General features: G+C 60.9%; 14 protein-coding genes. 10 read left to right on the top strand and 4 right to left on the bottom strand.

All coding sequences use genetic code 11. From position 1 onward, the window contains the following. Positions 1-11: 11 nt before the first annotated feature. A complete protein-coding gene (locus QMK47_RS07805; protein ID WP_253472145.1) occupies positions 12-884 on the bottom strand; it encodes an acyl-CoA dehydrogenase family protein in 873 nt (290 codons plus the stop codon). Between the two features lie 144 nt (positions 885-1,028). Between QMK47_RS07805 and olsB the strand changes: the two genes are divergently transcribed. Then, a complete protein-coding gene (olsB, locus tag QMK47_RS07800; RefSeq protein WP_003198679.1) occupies positions 1,029-1,784 on the top strand; it encodes an L-ornithine N(alpha)-acyltransferase in 756 nt (251 codons plus the stop codon). After that, positions 1,784-2,578, top strand: a complete 795-nt coding sequence (locus tag QMK47_RS07795) for a lysophospholipid acyltransferase family protein (protein ID WP_253472143.1) — start codon at positions 1,784-1,786, stop codon at positions 2,576-2,578. Before olsB ends, QMK47_RS07795 begins: the two co-directional genes overlap by 1 nt. A gap of 114 nt (positions 2,579-2,692) precedes the next feature. On the opposite strand, the gene QMK47_RS07790 is transcribed toward QMK47_RS07795, so the two are convergent. After that, on the bottom strand, positions 2,693-3,277 hold the full coding sequence (locus QMK47_RS07790) for an ACP phosphodiesterase (RefSeq protein WP_258690517.1): 585 nt from the start codon (positions 3,275-3,277) through the stop codon (positions 2,693-2,695). A 157-nt stretch (positions 3,278-3,434) separates the two neighbouring features. Between QMK47_RS07790 and QMK47_RS07785 the strand changes: the two genes are divergently transcribed. The 4 genes from QMK47_RS07785 to QMK47_RS07770 all read left to right on the top strand — a co-directional run bounded on the left by QMK47_RS07785 (position 3,435) and on the right by QMK47_RS07770 (position 6,799). Then, entirely contained in the window at positions 3,435-3,737 is a 303-nt protein-coding gene (locus QMK47_RS07785) for an ArsR/SmtB family transcription factor (RefSeq protein WP_003198672.1), read from the top strand. An 18-nt stretch (positions 3,738-3,755) separates the two neighbouring features. Beyond that, positions 3,756-4,922 (top strand): MFS transporter, encoded by a 1,167-nt coding sequence (locus QMK47_RS07780; protein ID WP_214512133.1) that lies wholly within the window; start codon positions 3,756-3,758, stop codon positions 4,920-4,922. 33 nt (positions 4,923-4,955) lie between these two features. Beyond that, a complete protein-coding gene (locus tag QMK47_RS07775; RefSeq protein ID WP_214512134.1) occupies positions 4,956-6,005 on the top strand; it encodes an alkene reductase in 1,050 nt (349 codons plus the stop codon). Positions 6,006-6,172: 167 nt separating this feature from the next. Continuing rightward, positions 6,173-6,799 (top strand): hypothetical protein, encoded by a 627-nt coding sequence (locus tag QMK47_RS07770; protein WP_253472137.1) that lies wholly within the window; start codon positions 6,173-6,175, stop codon positions 6,797-6,799. A gap of 378 nt (positions 6,800-7,177) precedes the next feature. On the opposite strand, the gene QMK47_RS07765 is transcribed toward QMK47_RS07770, so the two are convergent. Continuing rightward, positions 7,178-7,810: a TetR family transcriptional regulator gene (locus QMK47_RS07765; protein WP_214512136.1), complete on the bottom strand. Its 633-nt coding sequence runs from the start codon at positions 7,808-7,810 to the stop codon at positions 7,178-7,180. Between the two features lie 287 nt (positions 7,811-8,097). On the opposite strand from QMK47_RS07765, the gene QMK47_RS07760 reads away from it, so the two are divergent. Genes QMK47_RS07760 through adeC form a run of 3 tightly spaced genes read left to right on the top strand, consistent with a single transcriptional unit; the run spans position 8,098 to position 13,877 of the window. Then, a complete protein-coding gene (locus QMK47_RS07760) occupies positions 8,098-9,255 on the top strand; it encodes an efflux RND transporter periplasmic adaptor subunit (protein WP_214512137.1) in 1,158 nt (385 codons plus the stop codon). A 3-nt stretch (positions 9,256-9,258) separates the two neighbouring features. Continuing rightward, the gene (emhB, locus tag QMK47_RS07755) at positions 9,259-12,423 is read left to right on the top strand and encodes an efflux RND transporter permease subunit EmhB (protein WP_214512138.1); all 3,165 of its coding nucleotides are present in this window, start codon (positions 9,259-9,261) and stop codon (positions 12,421-12,423) included. Next, a complete protein-coding gene (gene adeC, locus QMK47_RS07750; RefSeq protein WP_053119222.1) occupies positions 12,420-13,877 on the top strand; it encodes an AdeC/AdeK/OprM family multidrug efflux complex outer membrane factor in 1,458 nt (485 codons plus the stop codon). Before emhB ends, adeC begins: the two co-directional genes overlap by 4 nt. A gap of 213 nt (positions 13,878-14,090) precedes the next feature. Here adeC and QMK47_RS07745 read toward each other — a convergent pair whose 3' ends face one another. Next, positions 14,091-14,441 (bottom strand): DUF6124 family protein, encoded by a 351-nt coding sequence (locus tag QMK47_RS07745; RefSeq protein ID WP_027911689.1) that lies wholly within the window; start codon positions 14,439-14,441, stop codon positions 14,091-14,093. 689 nt (positions 14,442-15,130) lie between these two features. Here QMK47_RS07745 and QMK47_RS07740 point away from each other — a divergent pair. After that, positions 15,131-16,384 carry an OprD family porin gene (locus QMK47_RS07740; protein WP_258690514.1) on the top strand — a complete coding sequence of 418 codons (1,254 nt, stop codon included), beginning with the start codon at positions 15,131-15,133 and terminating at the stop codon, positions 16,382-16,384. The last annotated feature ends 35 nt before the right edge of the window (positions 16,385-16,419 follow it).

Here is a 16,419-nt window from a genome sequence, read left to right as displayed (position 1 = left end):
CGCTTGAGGGACTAGCCCAACGCCTTGGCCAGCCGCTTGGCCCGCGCCCCCGCTCCAATCTCCATCACCCCTTTATCCCGTGTCCACATCTCGCGCCACGCCGCAGGTCCGGCGGCCAGGGCAACGTTGAGTTCGCCGTCGAGCCCCTGGAACTGAGCGAACAACCCGCCCAGCAGCACGTGCCCGGCAGCGCTGGACGGGTTATGCCGACTCACCTGCGCGCAGCCGGCGAGCAACGCCAGCAGGCGCAATTGCAACGCCTGGGGCCAGGCACATTCCTGCCCGACGCCATACAACCAGGCAGTCATCGCGCTGAGCACATAAAGGTCTTCCAGGGTGCGGAACGGTTTGACGTAGGCGTCCCAACCGTCGCCTGCCAGCAACTCGCACAACGCGCCGTCGAGCAGCACGCGGCCATGGCTGATGTCCGGCATCAGGGCAATGGCGGGGAGTTTTTCCAGGGTCACGCCGGGCTCGCCCGCATAGGCCACTGCCAGGTTCAGCCGTGGCGTTTCACCGGGTGCTTCGCAGCGAGCGGCAATCAACAGCCACTCGGCGGCATCGCCCGCGGTGACGAAATCCTTGCGTCCGCTCAGGCGCAAGTCGTCGAGGCGGGTTTGCATGTCCGCCGGGCGCAGGCTGCGCTGTTCGGTGGCACACAAGGCGCCGAGGCTCTGCGGCGCACTGGGCCAAAGCACCCGCAGCGCCGCCTGATACCCCACCAGGAACGCCAGCCCCGGTGTCGCCATCAACCGCGCTCCGGTTACGGCCAGCTCGAACGGCGTCACCGGCCCCAGGCGTTGCAACAACGCGGCATAACCTTCGGCCAGGTCCGGATGGGCGGGCAGGCGCTCGCCGCGTTCGATCAGGGTGTGCCAGGGCATGGGGAGCTCCTCGAGGGCTGTCATATAAGCATCACCAAAGCTTCATGGCGATGACACCGGGGCTACATAGCCTGACTTTGCACAACATGGCTGCATAAAGAAAGTCGATTGGCTGCAACTGAACAGCCCGCACGGAGATTCGCTATGACCCAGATCGCCCGCATCAGCGACACCGGCAATGAACGCCGCCTGCAAGCCGAACGCCTGATCGGCGCCCAAGCCTTGCAAGAAGCACAGGCCCTGCGTTTCAACGTCTTCAGCGGCGAATTCAACGCCAAGCTCAAGGGCGCGGAAATGGGTCTGGACATGGATGACTATGATGTTCACTGCGCCCACATCGGCGTACGCGACCTGAACACCGGCCGCCTCGTGGCAACCACTCGCCTGCTCGACCACCAGGCCGCCAGCAGCCTGGGTCGGTTCTACAGCGAAGAAGAATTCAGCCTCCACGGCCTGGTCCATCTCAAGGGCCCGATCCTGGAAATCGGCCGTACCTGCGTCGACCCGGCCTATCGCAACGGTGGCACCATCGCGGTGCTCTGGGGCGAGCTGGCCGAAGTCCTGAACGAAGGCGGCTACAGCTACCTGATGGGCTGCGCGAGCATTCCGATGCAGGACGGCGGGATCCAGGCCCAGGCGATCATGCAGCGCCTGCGCGAACGCTACCTGTGCACCGAACACCTGCAAGCCGTACCGAAAAAACCCTTGCCGACCCTGGACGTGCCGTCCAACGTCATCGCCGAGATGCCACCGCTGCTCAAGGCCTACATGCGCCTGGGCGCGAAGATTTGCGGCGAGCCGTGCTGGGACGAGGATTTCCAGGTGGCCGACGTGTTCATCCTGCTCAAGCGCGACGAGCTCTGCCCGCGCTACGCCCGCCACTTCAAGGCAGCGGTCTGATGAGCCGGCTGCGGGTGTACGCGCGAATCGCGCGAGTATTGCTGGTGGTGGCGCTGGGCCTGAGCATGGCCAGTGTCTTCGGTCTGTTCGAACGCCTGGGGATCGCCAACTCGATGGTCCGCCGCCAGCGCTGGTCGCGGTTCTTCATGGCACGGCTGAGCCGTGCCCTGCCCTTTTCAGTCACCGTCCACGGTCACCTGCCGCAACGGCCGATGCTGTGGGTCAGCAACCATGTGTCCTGGACCGACATCCCGTTGCTGGGGATGCTCACGCCACTGTCGTTCCTGTCCAAGGCCGAAGTGCGCACCTGGCCGGTGGCCGGATGGCTGGCAGCCAAGGCCGGCAGCCTGTTTATCCGGCGCGGTTCGGGTGACAGCCAATTGATCCGCAAGCAGATGAGCCGCCATCTGGAACAGGCCCATTCGCTGTTGATGTTCCCCGAAGGGACCACCACCGATGGCCAGACCTTGCGCACCTTCCACGGTCGCCTGCTGTCAGCGGCCATCGACGCCGATGTCGCGCTGCAGCCGGTGGCGATCCGTTACCTGCGCAACGGTGAACCGGATTCGCTGGCACCGTTCATTGGCGATGATGATTTGCTGTCGCACCTGATGCGCTTGTTTGCCAATGATCGGGGTGAGGTGGAAATCCATCTGCTGGAACCGATTGCCTGCCACGGCCAGGAACGCGCGGCACTGGCATTCCAGGCGCAACAGGCGGTGCACAAGGCATTGTTCGGGGTGCTTCCAGAGAAACAGCAAGCGCCGATGCGACCTGCTGCGATTGCGGCCTGATCCGATCTCAGCGCAGCCCCCCTTGTGGGAGCGAGCTTGCTCGCGATAGCGGCTTAACATTCAGCAGATGCGCTGGCTGATACTCCGCTATCGCGAGCAAGCTCGCTCCCACAATTAGTCCTGCGGCGTGACTTGGTTTTGAGCAAAATCCTGCAGCTGTGGGTAGAACAACCGAAAATCCTCGTTCAACGGCTCATAGAGCCTGATCAGCTCCGGCATCGCCCCGGCCAGTTCCTCGGGCCGGGACAGCCGGCGGGAAATGCCGCGCAGCACCTGCCCAAGCACCTCGAACTCCTGATAAGACCCCAGCCAGTCATCCGCCGCCATATGCGGTGCGATGTGCGCCAGGCGCCCCGGCAACTGCGGTTCGGTGCCGAGCACCTGGTACACCCGGGCCGTGAAATCCACCAGCGGCCCTTCGCCGTACAACGCCCAGTCCCGGGCCAGGCAGTGGTCGAAAAACACGTCGAGCACGATTCCGGCATAGCGCCGTCGCACCGTGGAAAAGCGCGACAGGGCGATGTCCACCAAGGGATGGCGGTCGGTGTACATGTCAATGCGCCGATGCAGGGCAATCGCCGCTTCGATCCGTGGGTCGTAGAGCCCTTGCAGCGGTCCCTTGACGAAATCGCCATAGAGACTGCCGAGCAGTTGTTCCCGGCCAGGGCCGCCGAGGTGCAGGTGCGCGAGATAGTTCATGGCCCGCAGCTTAGCACCACCCCGCCAATATCGTTATAACCCGATATAGCGATTTGTTCGGCATTCAGATCAAATCCATATTTGTATATCGCGAAATAACGATTTAAGGTTCGTTCCATCGCGATATAGCGTTTTATCAACCCCGAGCTTGCCACCCATGACCCTTGACCTCGACGAAATAATAAAAGCCCTGGCGCACCCAGTACGGCGAGACATCCTCAACTGGCTCAAAGACCCCAAGGTCCAGTTCCCGGAACAGTTGCACAACCACGAATTCGGCATTTGCGCCGGACAGATCGACCAGCGTTGCGGCCTGTCGCAATCGACGGTGTCTGCGCATTTGGCGGTGTTGCAACGGGCGGGGCTGATCACCAGCCAGAAGGTCGGTCAATGGCACTTCTTCAAGCGCAACGAGGAAGTGATCCAGCAGTTCCTCAAGCAAATGAGCCAAGAGCTCTGACCTGACAAGGACCTCATCATGCCCCTCTCACTCCTGATCCTGGCCCTGAGCGCCTTCGCCATCGGCACCACCGAGTTCGTCATCATGGGCCTGTTGCCCGACGTGGCGGCCGACCTGGGCGTGTCGATTCCTGGCGCCGGCTGGCTGGTGACCGGCTACGCCCTGGGCGTGGCCATCGGTGCGCCGTTCATGGCCCTGGCCACTGCGCGACTGCCGCGCAAGGCCGCCCTCGTGGTGTTGATGGGGATTTTCATCGTCGGCAACCTGCTCTGCGCCATTGCCAGCGACTACAACGTGCTGATGTTTGCCCGGGTCGTCACGGCCCTGTGCCACGGCGCGTTCTTCGGTATCGGTTCGGTGGTGGCTGCCGGTCTGGTGGCGCCCAACAAGCGCGCTTCAGCCGTGGCCTTGATGTTCACCGGCCTGACCCTGGCCAACGTACTCGGCGTACCGCTGGGCACCGCACTGGGCCAGGAAGCCGGCTGGCGTTCGACCTTTTGGGCAGTGACTGTCATTGGCGTAATTGCGCTGATCGGCCTGATCCGCTTCCTGCCGGCCAAGCGCGATGAAGAAACGCTCGATATGCGCTCGGAACTGATGGCGCTCAAGGGGGCCGGCCTGTGGCTGTCCCTGAGCATGACCGCGCTGTTCTCCGCCTCGGTGTTCACCCTGTTCACCTATGTCGCCCCGCTGTTGGGTGAAGTGACCGGCGTATCGCCCCGCGGCGTGACCTGGACCCTGGTGCTGATCGGCCTGGGCCTGACCCTGGGCAACATCATCGGCGGCAAGCTGGCGGACAAGAGCCTGGCGAACACGCTGATGGGCGTCTTCCTCACCATGGCCGTGGTGTCCACCGTATTGAGCTGGACCAGCGTGGCGCTGATCCCCAGCGAAATCACCCTGTTCCTCTGGGCCACCGCCTGCTTCGCCGCCGTGCCGGCCCTGCAAGTCAACGTGGTGACCTTCGGCAAAGATGCGCCCAACCTGGTCTCCACCCTGAACATCGGCGCCTTCAACATCGGCAACGCCCTGGGCGCCTGGGTCGGCGGCAGTGTCATCGACCATGGCCTGGGCCTGACCTCCGTGCCGCTGGCCGCCGGCGCGTTGGCCGTGCTGGCGCTGCTGGTCACCCTGATCACTTTCCGCCAGGGCGGCAATGCCGACCTGGCCCCGGCGACTCACTGACTTTTAACCCCTTCCACTTTCGAGGTTGTTTTCATGGCGACTATTTTCGACCCCATCAAACTCGGCGACATCGAGTTGAAAAACCGCATCATCATGGCCCCGCTCACCCGCTGCCGCGCCGACGCAGGTCGCGTGCCCAACGCGCTGATGGCCGAGTACTACGTGCAACGCGCCTCCGCCGGCCTGATCCTCAGCGAAGCAACTTCGGTCACGCCGATGGGCGTGGGCTATCCGGACACCCCGGGCATCTGGTCCAACGACCAGGTGCGCGGCTGGTCCAACGTCACCAAGGCGATCCACGGCGCTGGCGGCAAGATCTTCCTGCAACTGTGGCACGTGGGCCGGATCTCCCACCCGTCGTACCTGAACGGCGAAACCCCGGTGGCACCCAGCGCGATCCAGCCCAAGGGCCACGTGAGCCTGGTGCGTCCGCTGGCCGACTACCCGACCCCACGCGCACTGGAAACCGCTGAAATCGCCGACATCGTCGACGCCTACCGAGTCGGTGCCGAGAACGCCAAGGCTGCCGGTTTCGACGGCGTGGAAATCCACGGCGCCAACGGCTACCTGCTCGACCAGTTCCTGCAAAGCAGCACCAACCAGCGCACCGACAGCTACGGCGGCTCCCTGGAAAACCGTGCCCGCCTGCTGTTGGAAGTGACCGACGCGGCCATTGAAGTCTGGGGCGCCGGCCGGGTTGGCGTGCACCTGGCACCGCGCGCCGACTCCCATGACATGGGTGACGAGAACCGCCTGGAAACCTTCAGCTACGTGGCTCGCGAGCTGGGCAAGCGTGGCATCGCCTTCATCTGCTCCCGTGAGAAGGAAGGCGACGACAGCATCGGCCCGCAACTCAAGCAGGCTTTCGGCGGCCCGTACATCGCCAATGAACGCTTCACCAAGGACAGCGCCAATGCCTGGCTGGCCGAGGGCAAGGCCGATGCCGTGGCCTTCGGTGTGCCGTTCATTGCCAACCCGGACCTGCCAGCACGCTTGCAAGCCGATGCACCGCTGAACGAAGCGCATCCGCAGACCTTCTATGGCAAGGGTCCGGTGGGCTATATCGATTACCCCGTACTCTAAGTCGTAAAAAACAAAAGCCCTGCCTCGAAAGAGCCAGGGCTTTTTTATGTGCGCTAAATATCCAGTCAAACATCCAAACTTCTAAAAGCCGTTCAACCCTTCCTATTATCGCCAGCAACAAGACAAAACGTCTTGCTTGCAGTCACTCTCTTTGAAAAGGATTTCAAATGAACGCCTCCCCTGAAAACAGTCAACAGACCAACAATGGCATTTATGAACTCATCGCCTCTCAATTCAGTTGGGCACCGTTGGCCGTGTTGTACCAATACCTCAAGTCACTCGATACGCAAGAATACATGCCGATGCTCACGGCACTGATAGAGAAAGCGAACCTGAACGACAAGGTCAACGAGCAGGTTCAAGCCTGGGAACAGGAGCGCATCAACCCAAACCGTACCCGTCTCATCGTAAAGTTGATCAATCATACCGATTTGGATTTTGAAGTCGGCGAACACAACTTGCCGTTGAATGCGCACGAGCAACACCCCACACTGATTCTTCCCTGGGATATCCAAACCTGGAAGTTCGACTTCGCTTATACCCGACGCCTGGGCAGTCCCAGTAGGGAGATATTCAAACACTTCATTGTATTCGGCGATAAAGAGTTTGGCTTTCGCTTTGACTTTGGTTTGCGCGTCAATACATCCTTCGGTGTTATTTCACCGACGCTGACACCCGTCCGGACCCACATATTGACTTCTATTGGAACAAGCCCGATCCAATGCACGACTCGAATCACTCGCACCGCCAGTGAAGAGCCCTATGGTTTTACTGTGGAACTCACGCTGAGCTAAACAATTCGGCCTCGCCCGTAATGCTGTTCACTTAAGGCTTGCCTGAATCCTTGTGGCGAGGGAGCTTGCTCCCGCTGGGCTGCGTAGCAGCCCTTTCTTGTGAGCGCTTCGCACTCAAGCGGGAGCAAGCTCCCTCGCCACAGGTTCATAGTTTTTCTTAAGAACAGTATTACAGCCTCGCCAGGGCCGTCTGGCGAGGCATCTGGCGGCCCGGTCGGATGACCTTGCCGAGCGGATTCTTCCTGCACATTCACCCGCGCGAAACAAATTTCCTACAAAATTCGCCGCCAATTGCCTACCAACCGCGCCAGTGTCGGTTTATAAAAGCATCCTTACGCGGACGTATTGACACAAACCGACGCAATTACGCGTTTTGTTTCATTTGCGCAGGCTGGGGCTCAAGTGCAGCATGTCCAGCCCGATCTCCACCCAGCGCTCGGCCTCAGCCGCCAGGGCGAAGCTGTCGGGGGCCAGTAGCCATTGGTACAAGATGCCGTCGATGTAGGCATGAATGGCAACTGCCGCCCTTTCGGGATCCAGATCATCCGGCAACTGGCCGCGTTTCATCGCATTGCGCAACGACAGGGCGATGCGCACATTGCAGTCGAGGCTGACCTCGCGTCGCTGCTGGCGCAAATCGCACATTTCATCGGTGAATTCACACTTATGGAACAGGATCTCATTAATGCGCCGGGTTTTCGGGTCCAGGGCCACTTGCTGGAACAACCGGACCAGCAGCTTGCGAATACAGCCCAGCGGGTCAAGCTCCTCCTCATTCTCACTGGCACGGGCCAACTCATCGAGCGGCTCGTGCAGGGTATCGAGCATGGCCTGGAGCAGGTCCGCCTTGTTGCTGAAATGCCAATAGATGGCGCCGCGCGTCACTCCGGCCAGTGTCGCGATGTCGGCCAGGGTCGTACGCGCCACGCCTCGCTCGAAAAACGCCTTTTCGGCGGCTTCGAGTATCTGGCTGCGAGTCTCCAGGGCTTCCTCTTTGGTACGACGGACCATGGCAGTAAACACCTCAATCAGGATGCGTCAGCAACGCGACAGCAACACGTCAGCAATGCGTAAGAATCAACGGAACAAAATATGAGGCGACGTCTCTTGGAACGCGTCCCCGATCTACGCTGGCCTTTGTCAGGCTTTTGTAAATCCGGATGTTACGCAATTTGGCTGTTTACAAACAACCATGTACGTAAGTATATTTCTTAGCATCCTACTAATTGAAATAGTGCGCCTTTTTACCTTTCCACCTTTCGAGTGCGCCAGTTGCGCGCCTGGACCCGAGGATTTCCATGCAATTCAAGCCAGCTGTTACTGCCCTGGTTACTGCCATCGCCCTGGCATCGCTGCTCAGCGGATGCAAAAAGGAAGAGGCTGCACCTGCTCCTCCGCCTCCTCAGGTCGGCGTCGTAACCCTCAAGACCCAGCCTTTCACCCTGACGTCGGAGCTTCCGGGGCGCACCAGCGCGTTCCGCGTCGCGGAAGTGCGGCCACAGGTCAACGGCATCATTCTCAAGCGCCTGTTCAAGGAAGGCGCCGACGTCAAGGCCGGCCAGCAGCTGTACCAGATCGACCCAGCCGTCTATGAAGCGACTCTCAAGAGCGCCGAGGCCAACCTGCGTTCCACCAAGTCGATTGCCGATCGCTACAAGCAACTGGTGGACGAACAGGCGGTGAGCCGTCAGGAATACGACACCGCCGTGGCCAACCGCCTGGAGTCGGAAGCCAATCTGCAAACTGCCCAGATCAATGTGCGCTACACCAAAGTCTACGCGCCGATCTCCGGCCGCATCGGTCGTTCCTCGGTGACCGAGGGCGCGTTGGTGAGCAATGGTCAGGCCGATGCCCTGGCAACCATCCAGCAACTGGACCCGATCTACGTCGACGTGACACAGAGTTCGGTCGAGTTGCTGCAACTGCGCCGTGAGCTGGAAAGCGGCCGTCTGCAAAAGGCTGGCGATAACGCCGCCATGGTCAAGCTGACCCTGGAAGATGGCAGCCTGTACCCGCACGAGGGCAAGCTGGAATTTTCCGAAGTGTCGGTTGACCAGACCACCGGTTCGGTGACCTTGCGCGCCGTGTTCCCCAACCCTGACCACACCCTGCTGCCGGGCATGTTCGTCCATGCACAACTGCAGGCCGGCGTGAACAGCGCGGCGATCCTCGCCCCGCAGCAAGGCGTGACCCGTGACCTCAAGGGTACGCCGACCGCCTTGGTCGTTGGCGCTGACAACAAGGTCGAACTGCGTCAGCTCAAGGCCAGCCGCACCGTTGGCAGCCAATGGCTGATCGAAGACGGGCTCAAGGCCGGCGATCGCCTGATCACCGAAGGGTTGCAGTTCGTACGCCCGGGCGTGGAAGTCAAAGCCACCGAGGCCACCAACGTCGATACCAAGAACCCGGCCCCCGCACAGGCAGCTGAAAAAGCCGCCGGCGGCAAAGGGGAGTAAACCATGTCGAAATTCTTTATCGACCGTCCGATTTTCGCCTGGGTGATCGCCCTGGTGATCATGCTGGTCGGGGCTCTATCGATTCTCAAGTTGCCGATCAACCAGTACCCGAGCATTGCGCCGCCGGCCATTGCGATCCAGGTGACCTACCCGGGCGCGTCCGCGCAAACCGTGCAGGACACCGTGGTGCAGGTGATCGAGCAGCAGCTCAACGGCATCGACAACCTGCGTTATGTATCGTCGGAAAGTAACTCCGACGGCAGCATGACCATCACTGCCACCTTCGAGCAAGGCACCAACTCCGATACCGCGCAGGTCCAGGTCCAGAACAAGCTGAACCTGGCCACCCCGCTGCTGCCGCAAGAAGTGCAGCAACAGGGCATCCGCGTGACCAAGTCAGTGAGAAACTTCCTGATGGTGATCGGCGTGGTGTCGCGCGACGGCAGCATGACCCGGGAAGACCTGTCCAACTACATCGTGTCCAACATGCAGGACCCGATCTCGCGCACCAAGGGCGTTGGTGACTTCCAGGTCTTCGGTGCCCAATACGCGATGCGGATCTGGCTCGACCCGGCCAAGTTGAACAACTTCAACCTGACCCCGGTGGATGTGAGCACGGCCATTTCCGCGCAGAACGTCCAGGTCTCGTCCGGCCAACTCGGCGGCCTGCCGGCCATGCCCGGTCAACAATTGAACGCCACCATCATCGGCAAGACCCGCCTGCAGACCGCCGAGCAGTTCAAGGCCATTTTGCTCAAGGTCAATCCGGACGGCTCGCAAGTGCGCGTCGGCGATGTGGCGGATGTTGGCCTGGGCGGTGAGAGCTACGCCATTAATGCCCAGTTCAACGGCGCCCCGGCCTCCGGCCTGGCGGTGCGACTGGCGACCGGTGCCAACGCCCTCGATACGGCCAAGGCCCTGCGCCAGACCGTGGAAAACCTCAAGCCATTCTTCCCGCAAGGCCTGGAAGTGGTGTTCCCCTACGACACCACGCCGGTAGTGAGCGAGTCGATCAAGGGTGTGGTTGAAACCCTGGTCGAAGCGGTCGCGCTGGTGTTCCTGGTGATGTTCCTGTTCCTGCAGAATTTCCGCGCCACCATCATCACCACGATGACCGTGCCGGTGGTACTGCTGGGGACCTTCGGGATCCTCGCGGCGTTCGGTTTCAGCATCAACACCTTGACCATGTTCGGCATGGTGCTGGCCATCGGTTTGCTGGTGGACGACGCCATCGTCGTGGTGGAAAACGTCGAACGGGTGATGAGCGAAGAAGGCCTGTCGCCCAAGGAAGCCACCAAGAAATCCATGGGGCAGATCCAGGGCGCACTGGTGGGTATCGCCCTGGTGCTCTCGGCAGTACTGCTGCCGATGGCGTTCTTCGGCGGCTCCACCGGTGTGATCTACAAGCAGTTTTCCATCACCATCGTCTCGGCCATGGCCCTGTCGGTACTGGTGGCGCTTATTTTCACTCCTGCCCTGTGCGCCACCATGCTTAAAGCCATTCCAAAAGGCGAGCACGGCGTACCAAAACGCGGATTCTTCGGTTGGTTCAACCGCAACTTCGATCGCAGCGTGATGAGCTACGAACGTGGCGTTGGCAATATTCTGCGCAACAAGGCGCCGTATCTGCTGGTATACGTGATCATCTTCGCCGGCATGATCTGGCTGTTCATGCGCATCCCATCCTCGTTCCTCCCGGAAGAAGACCAGGGCGTGCTGTTTGCCCAAGTGCAGACACCGGCCGGGTCCAGCGCCGAGCGTACCCAGGTGGTGGTGGACAAGATGCGGGAGTTCCTGCTGCGTCCGAGCAAGGACGGCGGTGAAGGTGATGGCGTGGCCTCGGTGTTCACCGTGACCGGCTTCAACTTCGCCGGTCGAGGCCAGAGTTCCGGCCTGGCATTCATCATGCTCAAACCGTGGGAAGAGCGTAACGCTGACAACTCCGTGTTCAAGATCGCTGGCCGCGCCCAGCAACACTTCTTCACCTTCCGCGACGCAATGGTGTTCGCCTTCGCACCGCCGGCGGTGATGGAACTGGGTAACGCCACCGGTTTCGACGTATTCCTGCAGGACCGTGCCGGTATCGGTCATGACAAGTTGATGGAAGCCCGTAACCAGTTCCTGGGCATGGCATCCCAGAGCAAGGTGCTGGCCCAGGTGCGTCCGAACGGCCTGAACGACGAACCGCAATACCAGTTGGAGATCGATGACGAGAAGGCCAGCGCGCTGGGCATCACCTTGTCGGACATCAACAACACCCTGTCGATTGCCCTGGGCAGTAGCTATGTGAACGACTTCATCGACCGTGGTCGGGTGAAGAAGGTGTACGTGCAAGGCCAGCCAGGCGCGCGCATGAGCCCCGAAGACCTGAAGAAGTGGTACGTACGCAACAGCGCCGGGACCATGGTGCCGTTCACCGCATTCGCCAAGGGTGAGTGGGTCTACGGATCGCCGAAGCTGGCTCGTTACAACGGCGTGGAAGCCATGGAAATCCTCGGGACTCCGGCACCAGGTTACTCCACCGGTGAAGCCATGGCCGAAGTCGAAGCACTGGCCAAGAAGCTGCCAGCCGGTGTTGGTATTTCCTGGACAGGCCTGTCTTACGAAGAACGATTGGCAGGCTCTCAGGCACCAGCGTTGTTCGCGCTGTCCATTCTGATGGTGTTCCTGTGTCTGGCGGCGCTGTATGAAAGCTGGTCGATTCCGATTGCGGTCGTGCTCGTGGTGCCACTCGGGATTGTCGGTGCGTTGATGGCGACCAGCCTGCGTGGTCTTTCCAACGACGTGTACTTCCTGGTAGGTCTGTTGACCACCATCGGTCTGGCAGCGAAAAACGCCATTCTGATCGTCGAGTTCGCCAAAGACCTGCATGAACAGGGCAGGAGTTTGCAGGAGGCCGCCATTGAGGCCTGCCGCATGCGTTTGCGCCCGATCATCATGACGTCCCTGGCCTTCGTTCTCGGGGTGGTGCCACTGGCCATTTCCACGGGTGCCGGCTCGGGAAGCCAACACGCCATCGGTACCGTGGTGATTGGCGGTATGATCACCGCTACCATCCTGGCGATCTTCTGGGTGCCATTGTTCTTCGTGACCGTGTCGTCGATAGGCCGTCGAAAAAACACCGACGAGCACGACACTCCTGAAACTTCCAAAGAGGCTGGCCAATGAGCAAGTCGCTACTCTCCCTGACCATCGCCGCCGTCGTGCTCAGCGGTTGCTCGCTGATCCCCGACTATCAGCGGCCCGAAGCACCGGTCGCGGCGCAATACCCGCAAGGGCCGGCCTACGAGGCGGCCAATGCGCCCGGCCAGGCCGCCGCCGAGCAAGGCTGGAAACAGTTTTTCCATGACCCGGCGTTGCAACAGCTGATCCAGGTCGCCCTGGAAAACAACCGCGACCTGCGTGTCGCGGCGCTGAACATCGATGCCTATGCCGCGCAGTACCGCATCCAGCGCGCGGACCTGTTCCCGGCGGTCTCGGCCACCGGCTCCGGCAGCCGCCAGCGGGTACCGGCACGGGCTTCGCAAACCGGTGAAGCGGCGATCAGCAGTTCGTATTCGGCGACCTTGGGCATCAGCGCCTATGAACTGGACCTGTTCGGTCGGGTTCGCAGCCTGAGCGAGCAAGCGCTGCAAAGCTACTTCGCCACCGAAGAAGCCCGTCGCAGCACCCAGATCAGCCTGGTGGCCAACGTCGCCAATGCCTACCTGACCTGGCAAGCCGACAAGGAACTGCTCAAGCTGACCCAGGAAACCCTCGGTGCCTACGAACAAAGCTTCAAGCTGACCTCGCGCAGCGCCGAAGTCGGCGTGGCCTCGGCCCTGGACCTGAGCCAGGCCCGCACCGCCGTGGAAAACGCCCGTGTGCAACTGGCCCGCTACACCCGCCAGGTCGCACAGGACGAAAACAGCCTGACCCTGCTGCTGGGCACCGGCCTGCCGGCCAACCTGAACTCGCAACCGCTGAGCGATGACCTGCTCAGCGAAGTGCCGGCCGGGCTGCCGTCGGACCTGCTGCAGCGTCGTCCGGATATCCTCCAGGCCGAACGCAACCTGCTGGCTGCCAACGCCAACATCGGCGCCGCACGGGCCGCGTTCTTCCCGAGCATCAGCCTGACGGCCAACGCTGGCACCCTGAGCCCGGACCTGTCCGGCCTGTTCAAGGGTGGTTCGGGCACCTGGACCTTCGCGCCGCAAATCAACCTGCCGATCTTCAACGCCGGTAGCCTGCGTGCGAGCCTGGACTACGCCAAGATCCAGAAAGACATCAACGTCGCGCAGTACGAGAAGTCGATTCAGACGGCGTTCCAGGAAGTCTCCGACGGCCTGGCCGCGCGCCAGACCTACAACGAACAGTTGCAGGCCCAGACTGACTTTGTCGCCGCCAACCAGGACTACTACCGCCTGGCTGAGCGTCGCTACCGCATCGGCGTCGACAGCAACCTGACCTTCCTCGACGCCCAACGCCAGTTGTTCAGCGCGCAACAATCGCTGATCACTGACCGTCTTGCGCAACTGACCAGTGAGGTCAATCTGTACAAGGCACTGGGCGGTGGCTGGAACGCCGAGACGGGCAAGAACGAACCGGTGAAAGAAGAAGCGCCGAAGATGAAGTTGTTCTGATTTGATGCCTGAGTGTTGAAACACGAAGCCCACCGAAAGGTGGGCTTTTTGTTTGTGTGCGCTTTAACGCTGGCCTATGTGGGAGCAAGGCTTGCCCGCGATGGAGGCGATGCGGGCTTTCAGGAGCCGAGGCGCCTGTTTCGCGAGCAAGCTTTGCTCCCACAGCCCAGCGGGGCGATGCGACGCTTCGCTAAATCCCCTCGCCACACTTGGTTAACGCGGGTCGACGAGATCCAGCGCTCGATTGGCCAACAACTCACTCAAGTCAATCATCTGCGCCACGCCTAATGCGACATGCCGCCGAGAGCCTTTCAGATCGAACGCCAGGTCATTGACCATGGCACTGGCCGAGGCCAGGGTTTCGCTGAGATTTGCCAGTAGGCACTCGGTGTCGAGGGTATCGATGACGGTGAAAACTTGAGTTGAGGTTTTGGGTTTGGGATCAGGGTGGGTGCCCAGATGGTAATCGAGTGCTCGGTCTGCGGCCTCTTGGAGCTTTTCTGGATCGGGGTCGTTGTAGGGGAAGGTGCTCTCTGATGGCGAAGAAGGATGATGTTTTTTCATAACGGCGCTCCTGCATCAATTGGAGCCCGAGACATTGGGTCCGGGCGCTGGCGCCTAACGAATTCGGCGGGCTTGCAGTCCCGATCGCTGAATGGGCAGCGACCCGAACAAGCTAGAGATACCGCTTCCGAGCAGCAACCTTAAAACCTCGTCGGAAAAGTCGTCGCGTCTGTCAGACCGGCCACAAATCTTGTGGGAGCGAGCTTGCTCGCGATGGCGGCCTGTCAGTCGGCCAGGATGTTTTTGACTGAGTACATATCCATTTTCTCGGTAACGGCGACTTAGGGTTCCGCCCTGACGGAGGCTCACTTTTGAAGAGCGCAAAAGTGAGCCGCTGTAAGAGCGGAACCATAAGTAGCCGTTACCGCAGCAATGGATATGTACTCGACAGCTGACAGGCCGCCATCGCGAGCAAGCTCGCTCCCACAGTGGAATGCGTCCATTCAATCAGTTGTTTTGCCGTTCGATAATCGCCCAAAACCCGCAAACGCCAATTGAACCAATCCCGGGCGGCCCTTCACCATCGCTCGCACAAAACCAATAACAACAGGTTCGACGCCATGCCCCTACACCCCGCCTCACCCGGCTGATCCCCAATCGCCCTGACGACCCTGGCTCCACCCTTAGCGCCTGCACCTCAAACGTGCGGCAGCAACTCGCTTCGTCCACAAAAAATAGAGACAACGCCCATGAAGCCCACACAGCACTTTATCCCCAGCCTCATTGCCGTCGCCCTGACCAGTACCGCCCTGCCCGTCCTGGCCGCGGAATCGGGGTTTGTCGAAGATGCCAAGGTCAACCTCAACCTGCGCAACTTCTACTTCAACCGCAACTTCACCAACTCGAACGCCACCCAAGGTAAAGCCGAGGAATGGACCCAGAGTTTCATCCTCGACGCCAAGTCCGGTTTCACTCAGGGTGTGGTCGGTTTCGGCGTGGACGTGCTGGGCCTGTACTCGGTCAAGCTCGACGGCGGTCGTGGTACGGCCGGTACGCAACTGCTGCCGGTGCACGATGACGGTCGTCCAGCCGATGACTTCGGTCGCCTGGGCGTCGCCCTCAAGGCCAAGGTGTCGAAGACCGAACTGAAAGTCGGTGAGTGGATGCCGGTGCTGCCGATCCTGCGCTCCGACGACGGCCGTTCCCTGCCGCAGACCTTCCGCGGCGGCCAGGTCACTTCCACTGAAATCAACGGCCTGAGCCTCTACGGCGGCCAGTTCCGTGGCAACAGCCCGCGCAACGACGCGAGCATGGAAGACATGTCCATGAACGGCCGCGGCGCGTTCACCTCCGACCGTTTCAACTTTGGCGGCGGTGAATACGCCTTCAACGAAAAACGCACCCAGGTCGGCGTGTGGTACGCGGAACTGTCCGACATCTACCAGCAGCAATATTTCAACCTGACCCACAGCCAGCCCATCGGCGACTGGACCCTGGGCGCCAACCTCGGTTACTTCACCGGCAAGGAAAACGGCAGTGCGTTGGCCGGCGACCTGGACAACAAGACCGCGTTCGCCATGCTCTCGGCCAAATACGGCGGCAACACCTTCTATGTCGGCCTGCAGAAAGTCGGTGGTGACGATGCCTGGATGCGCGTCAACGGCACCAGCGGCGGCACCCTGGCGAACGACAGTTACAACTCCAGTTATGACAATGCCAAGGAAAAGTCCTGGCAACTGCGCCACGACTTCAACTTCGCCGCCGTCGGCGTGCCGGGCCTGACCCTGATGAACCGCTATATCAGCGGTGACAACGTGCACACCGCCACGGTCGACGACGGTAAGGAATGGGGCCGTGAAAGTGAGCTGGCCTATACCGTGCAGAGCGGCGCGCTGAAGAGCCTCAATGTGAAGTGGCGCAACTCGACGATGCGTCGGGATTACAGCACCAATGAGTTCGATGAGAACCGGTTGATCATCAGCTATCCGATCAGCTTGCTGTAAAAGCCAAACCTGGATGGAGGCTGTACCACCGTCAT

This window comes from Pseudomonas sp. P9_35 (assembly GCF_034008205.1).
Classification (GTDB): Bacteria; Pseudomonadota; Gammaproteobacteria; order Pseudomonadales; family Pseudomonadaceae; genus Aquipseudomonas; species Aquipseudomonas kilonensis.
Note: the sequence above shows the minus strand (reverse complement) of the source record. Positions and strands in the feature narration are given on the sequence as shown.

Bases quoted from the DNA above. Each gene is read 5' to 3' on its own strand.
- QMK47_RS07805 (WP_253472145.1), bottom strand. From the start codon at position 884: ATGCCCTGGCACACCCTGATCGAACGCGGCGAGCGCCTGCCCGCCCAT.
- QMK47_RS07785 (WP_003198672.1), top strand. From the start codon at position 3,435: ATGACCCTTGACCTCGACGAAATAATAAAAGCCCTGGCGCACCCAGTA.
- QMK47_RS07740 (WP_258690514.1), top strand. From the start codon at position 15,131: ATGAAGCCCACACAGCACTTTATCCCCAGCCTCATTGCCGTCGCCCTG.
- QMK47_RS07790 (WP_258690517.1), bottom strand. From the start codon at position 3,277: ATGAACTATCTCGCGCACCTGCACCTCGGCGGCCCTGGCCGGGAACAA.
- QMK47_RS07760 (WP_214512137.1), top strand. From the start codon at position 8,098: ATGCAATTCAAGCCAGCTGTTACTGCCCTGGTTACTGCCATCGCCCTG.
- QMK47_RS07765 (WP_214512136.1), bottom strand. From the start codon at position 7,810: ATGGTCCGTCGTACCAAAGAGGAAGCCCTGGAGACTCGCAGCCAGATA.
- QMK47_RS07770 (WP_253472137.1), top strand. From the start codon at position 6,173: ATGAACGCCTCCCCTGAAAACAGTCAACAGACCAACAATGGCATTTAT.
- QMK47_RS07775 (WP_214512134.1), top strand. From the start codon at position 4,956: ATGGCGACTATTTTCGACCCCATCAAACTCGGCGACATCGAGTTGAAA.
- QMK47_RS07745 (WP_027911689.1), bottom strand. From the start codon at position 14,441: ATGAAAAAACATCATCCTTCTTCGCCATCAGAGAGCACCTTCCCCTAC.
- olsB (WP_003198679.1), top strand. From the start codon at position 1,029: ATGACCCAGATCGCCCGCATCAGCGACACCGGCAATGAACGCCGCCTG.
- QMK47_RS07795 (WP_253472143.1), top strand. From the start codon at position 1,784: ATGAGCCGGCTGCGGGTGTACGCGCGAATCGCGCGAGTATTGCTGGTG.
- adeC (WP_053119222.1), top strand. From the start codon at position 12,420: ATGAGCAAGTCGCTACTCTCCCTGACCATCGCCGCCGTCGTGCTCAGC.
- emhB (WP_214512138.1), top strand. From the start codon at position 9,259: ATGTCGAAATTCTTTATCGACCGTCCGATTTTCGCCTGGGTGATCGCC.
- QMK47_RS07780 (WP_214512133.1), top strand. From the start codon at position 3,756: ATGCCCCTCTCACTCCTGATCCTGGCCCTGAGCGCCTTCGCCATCGGC.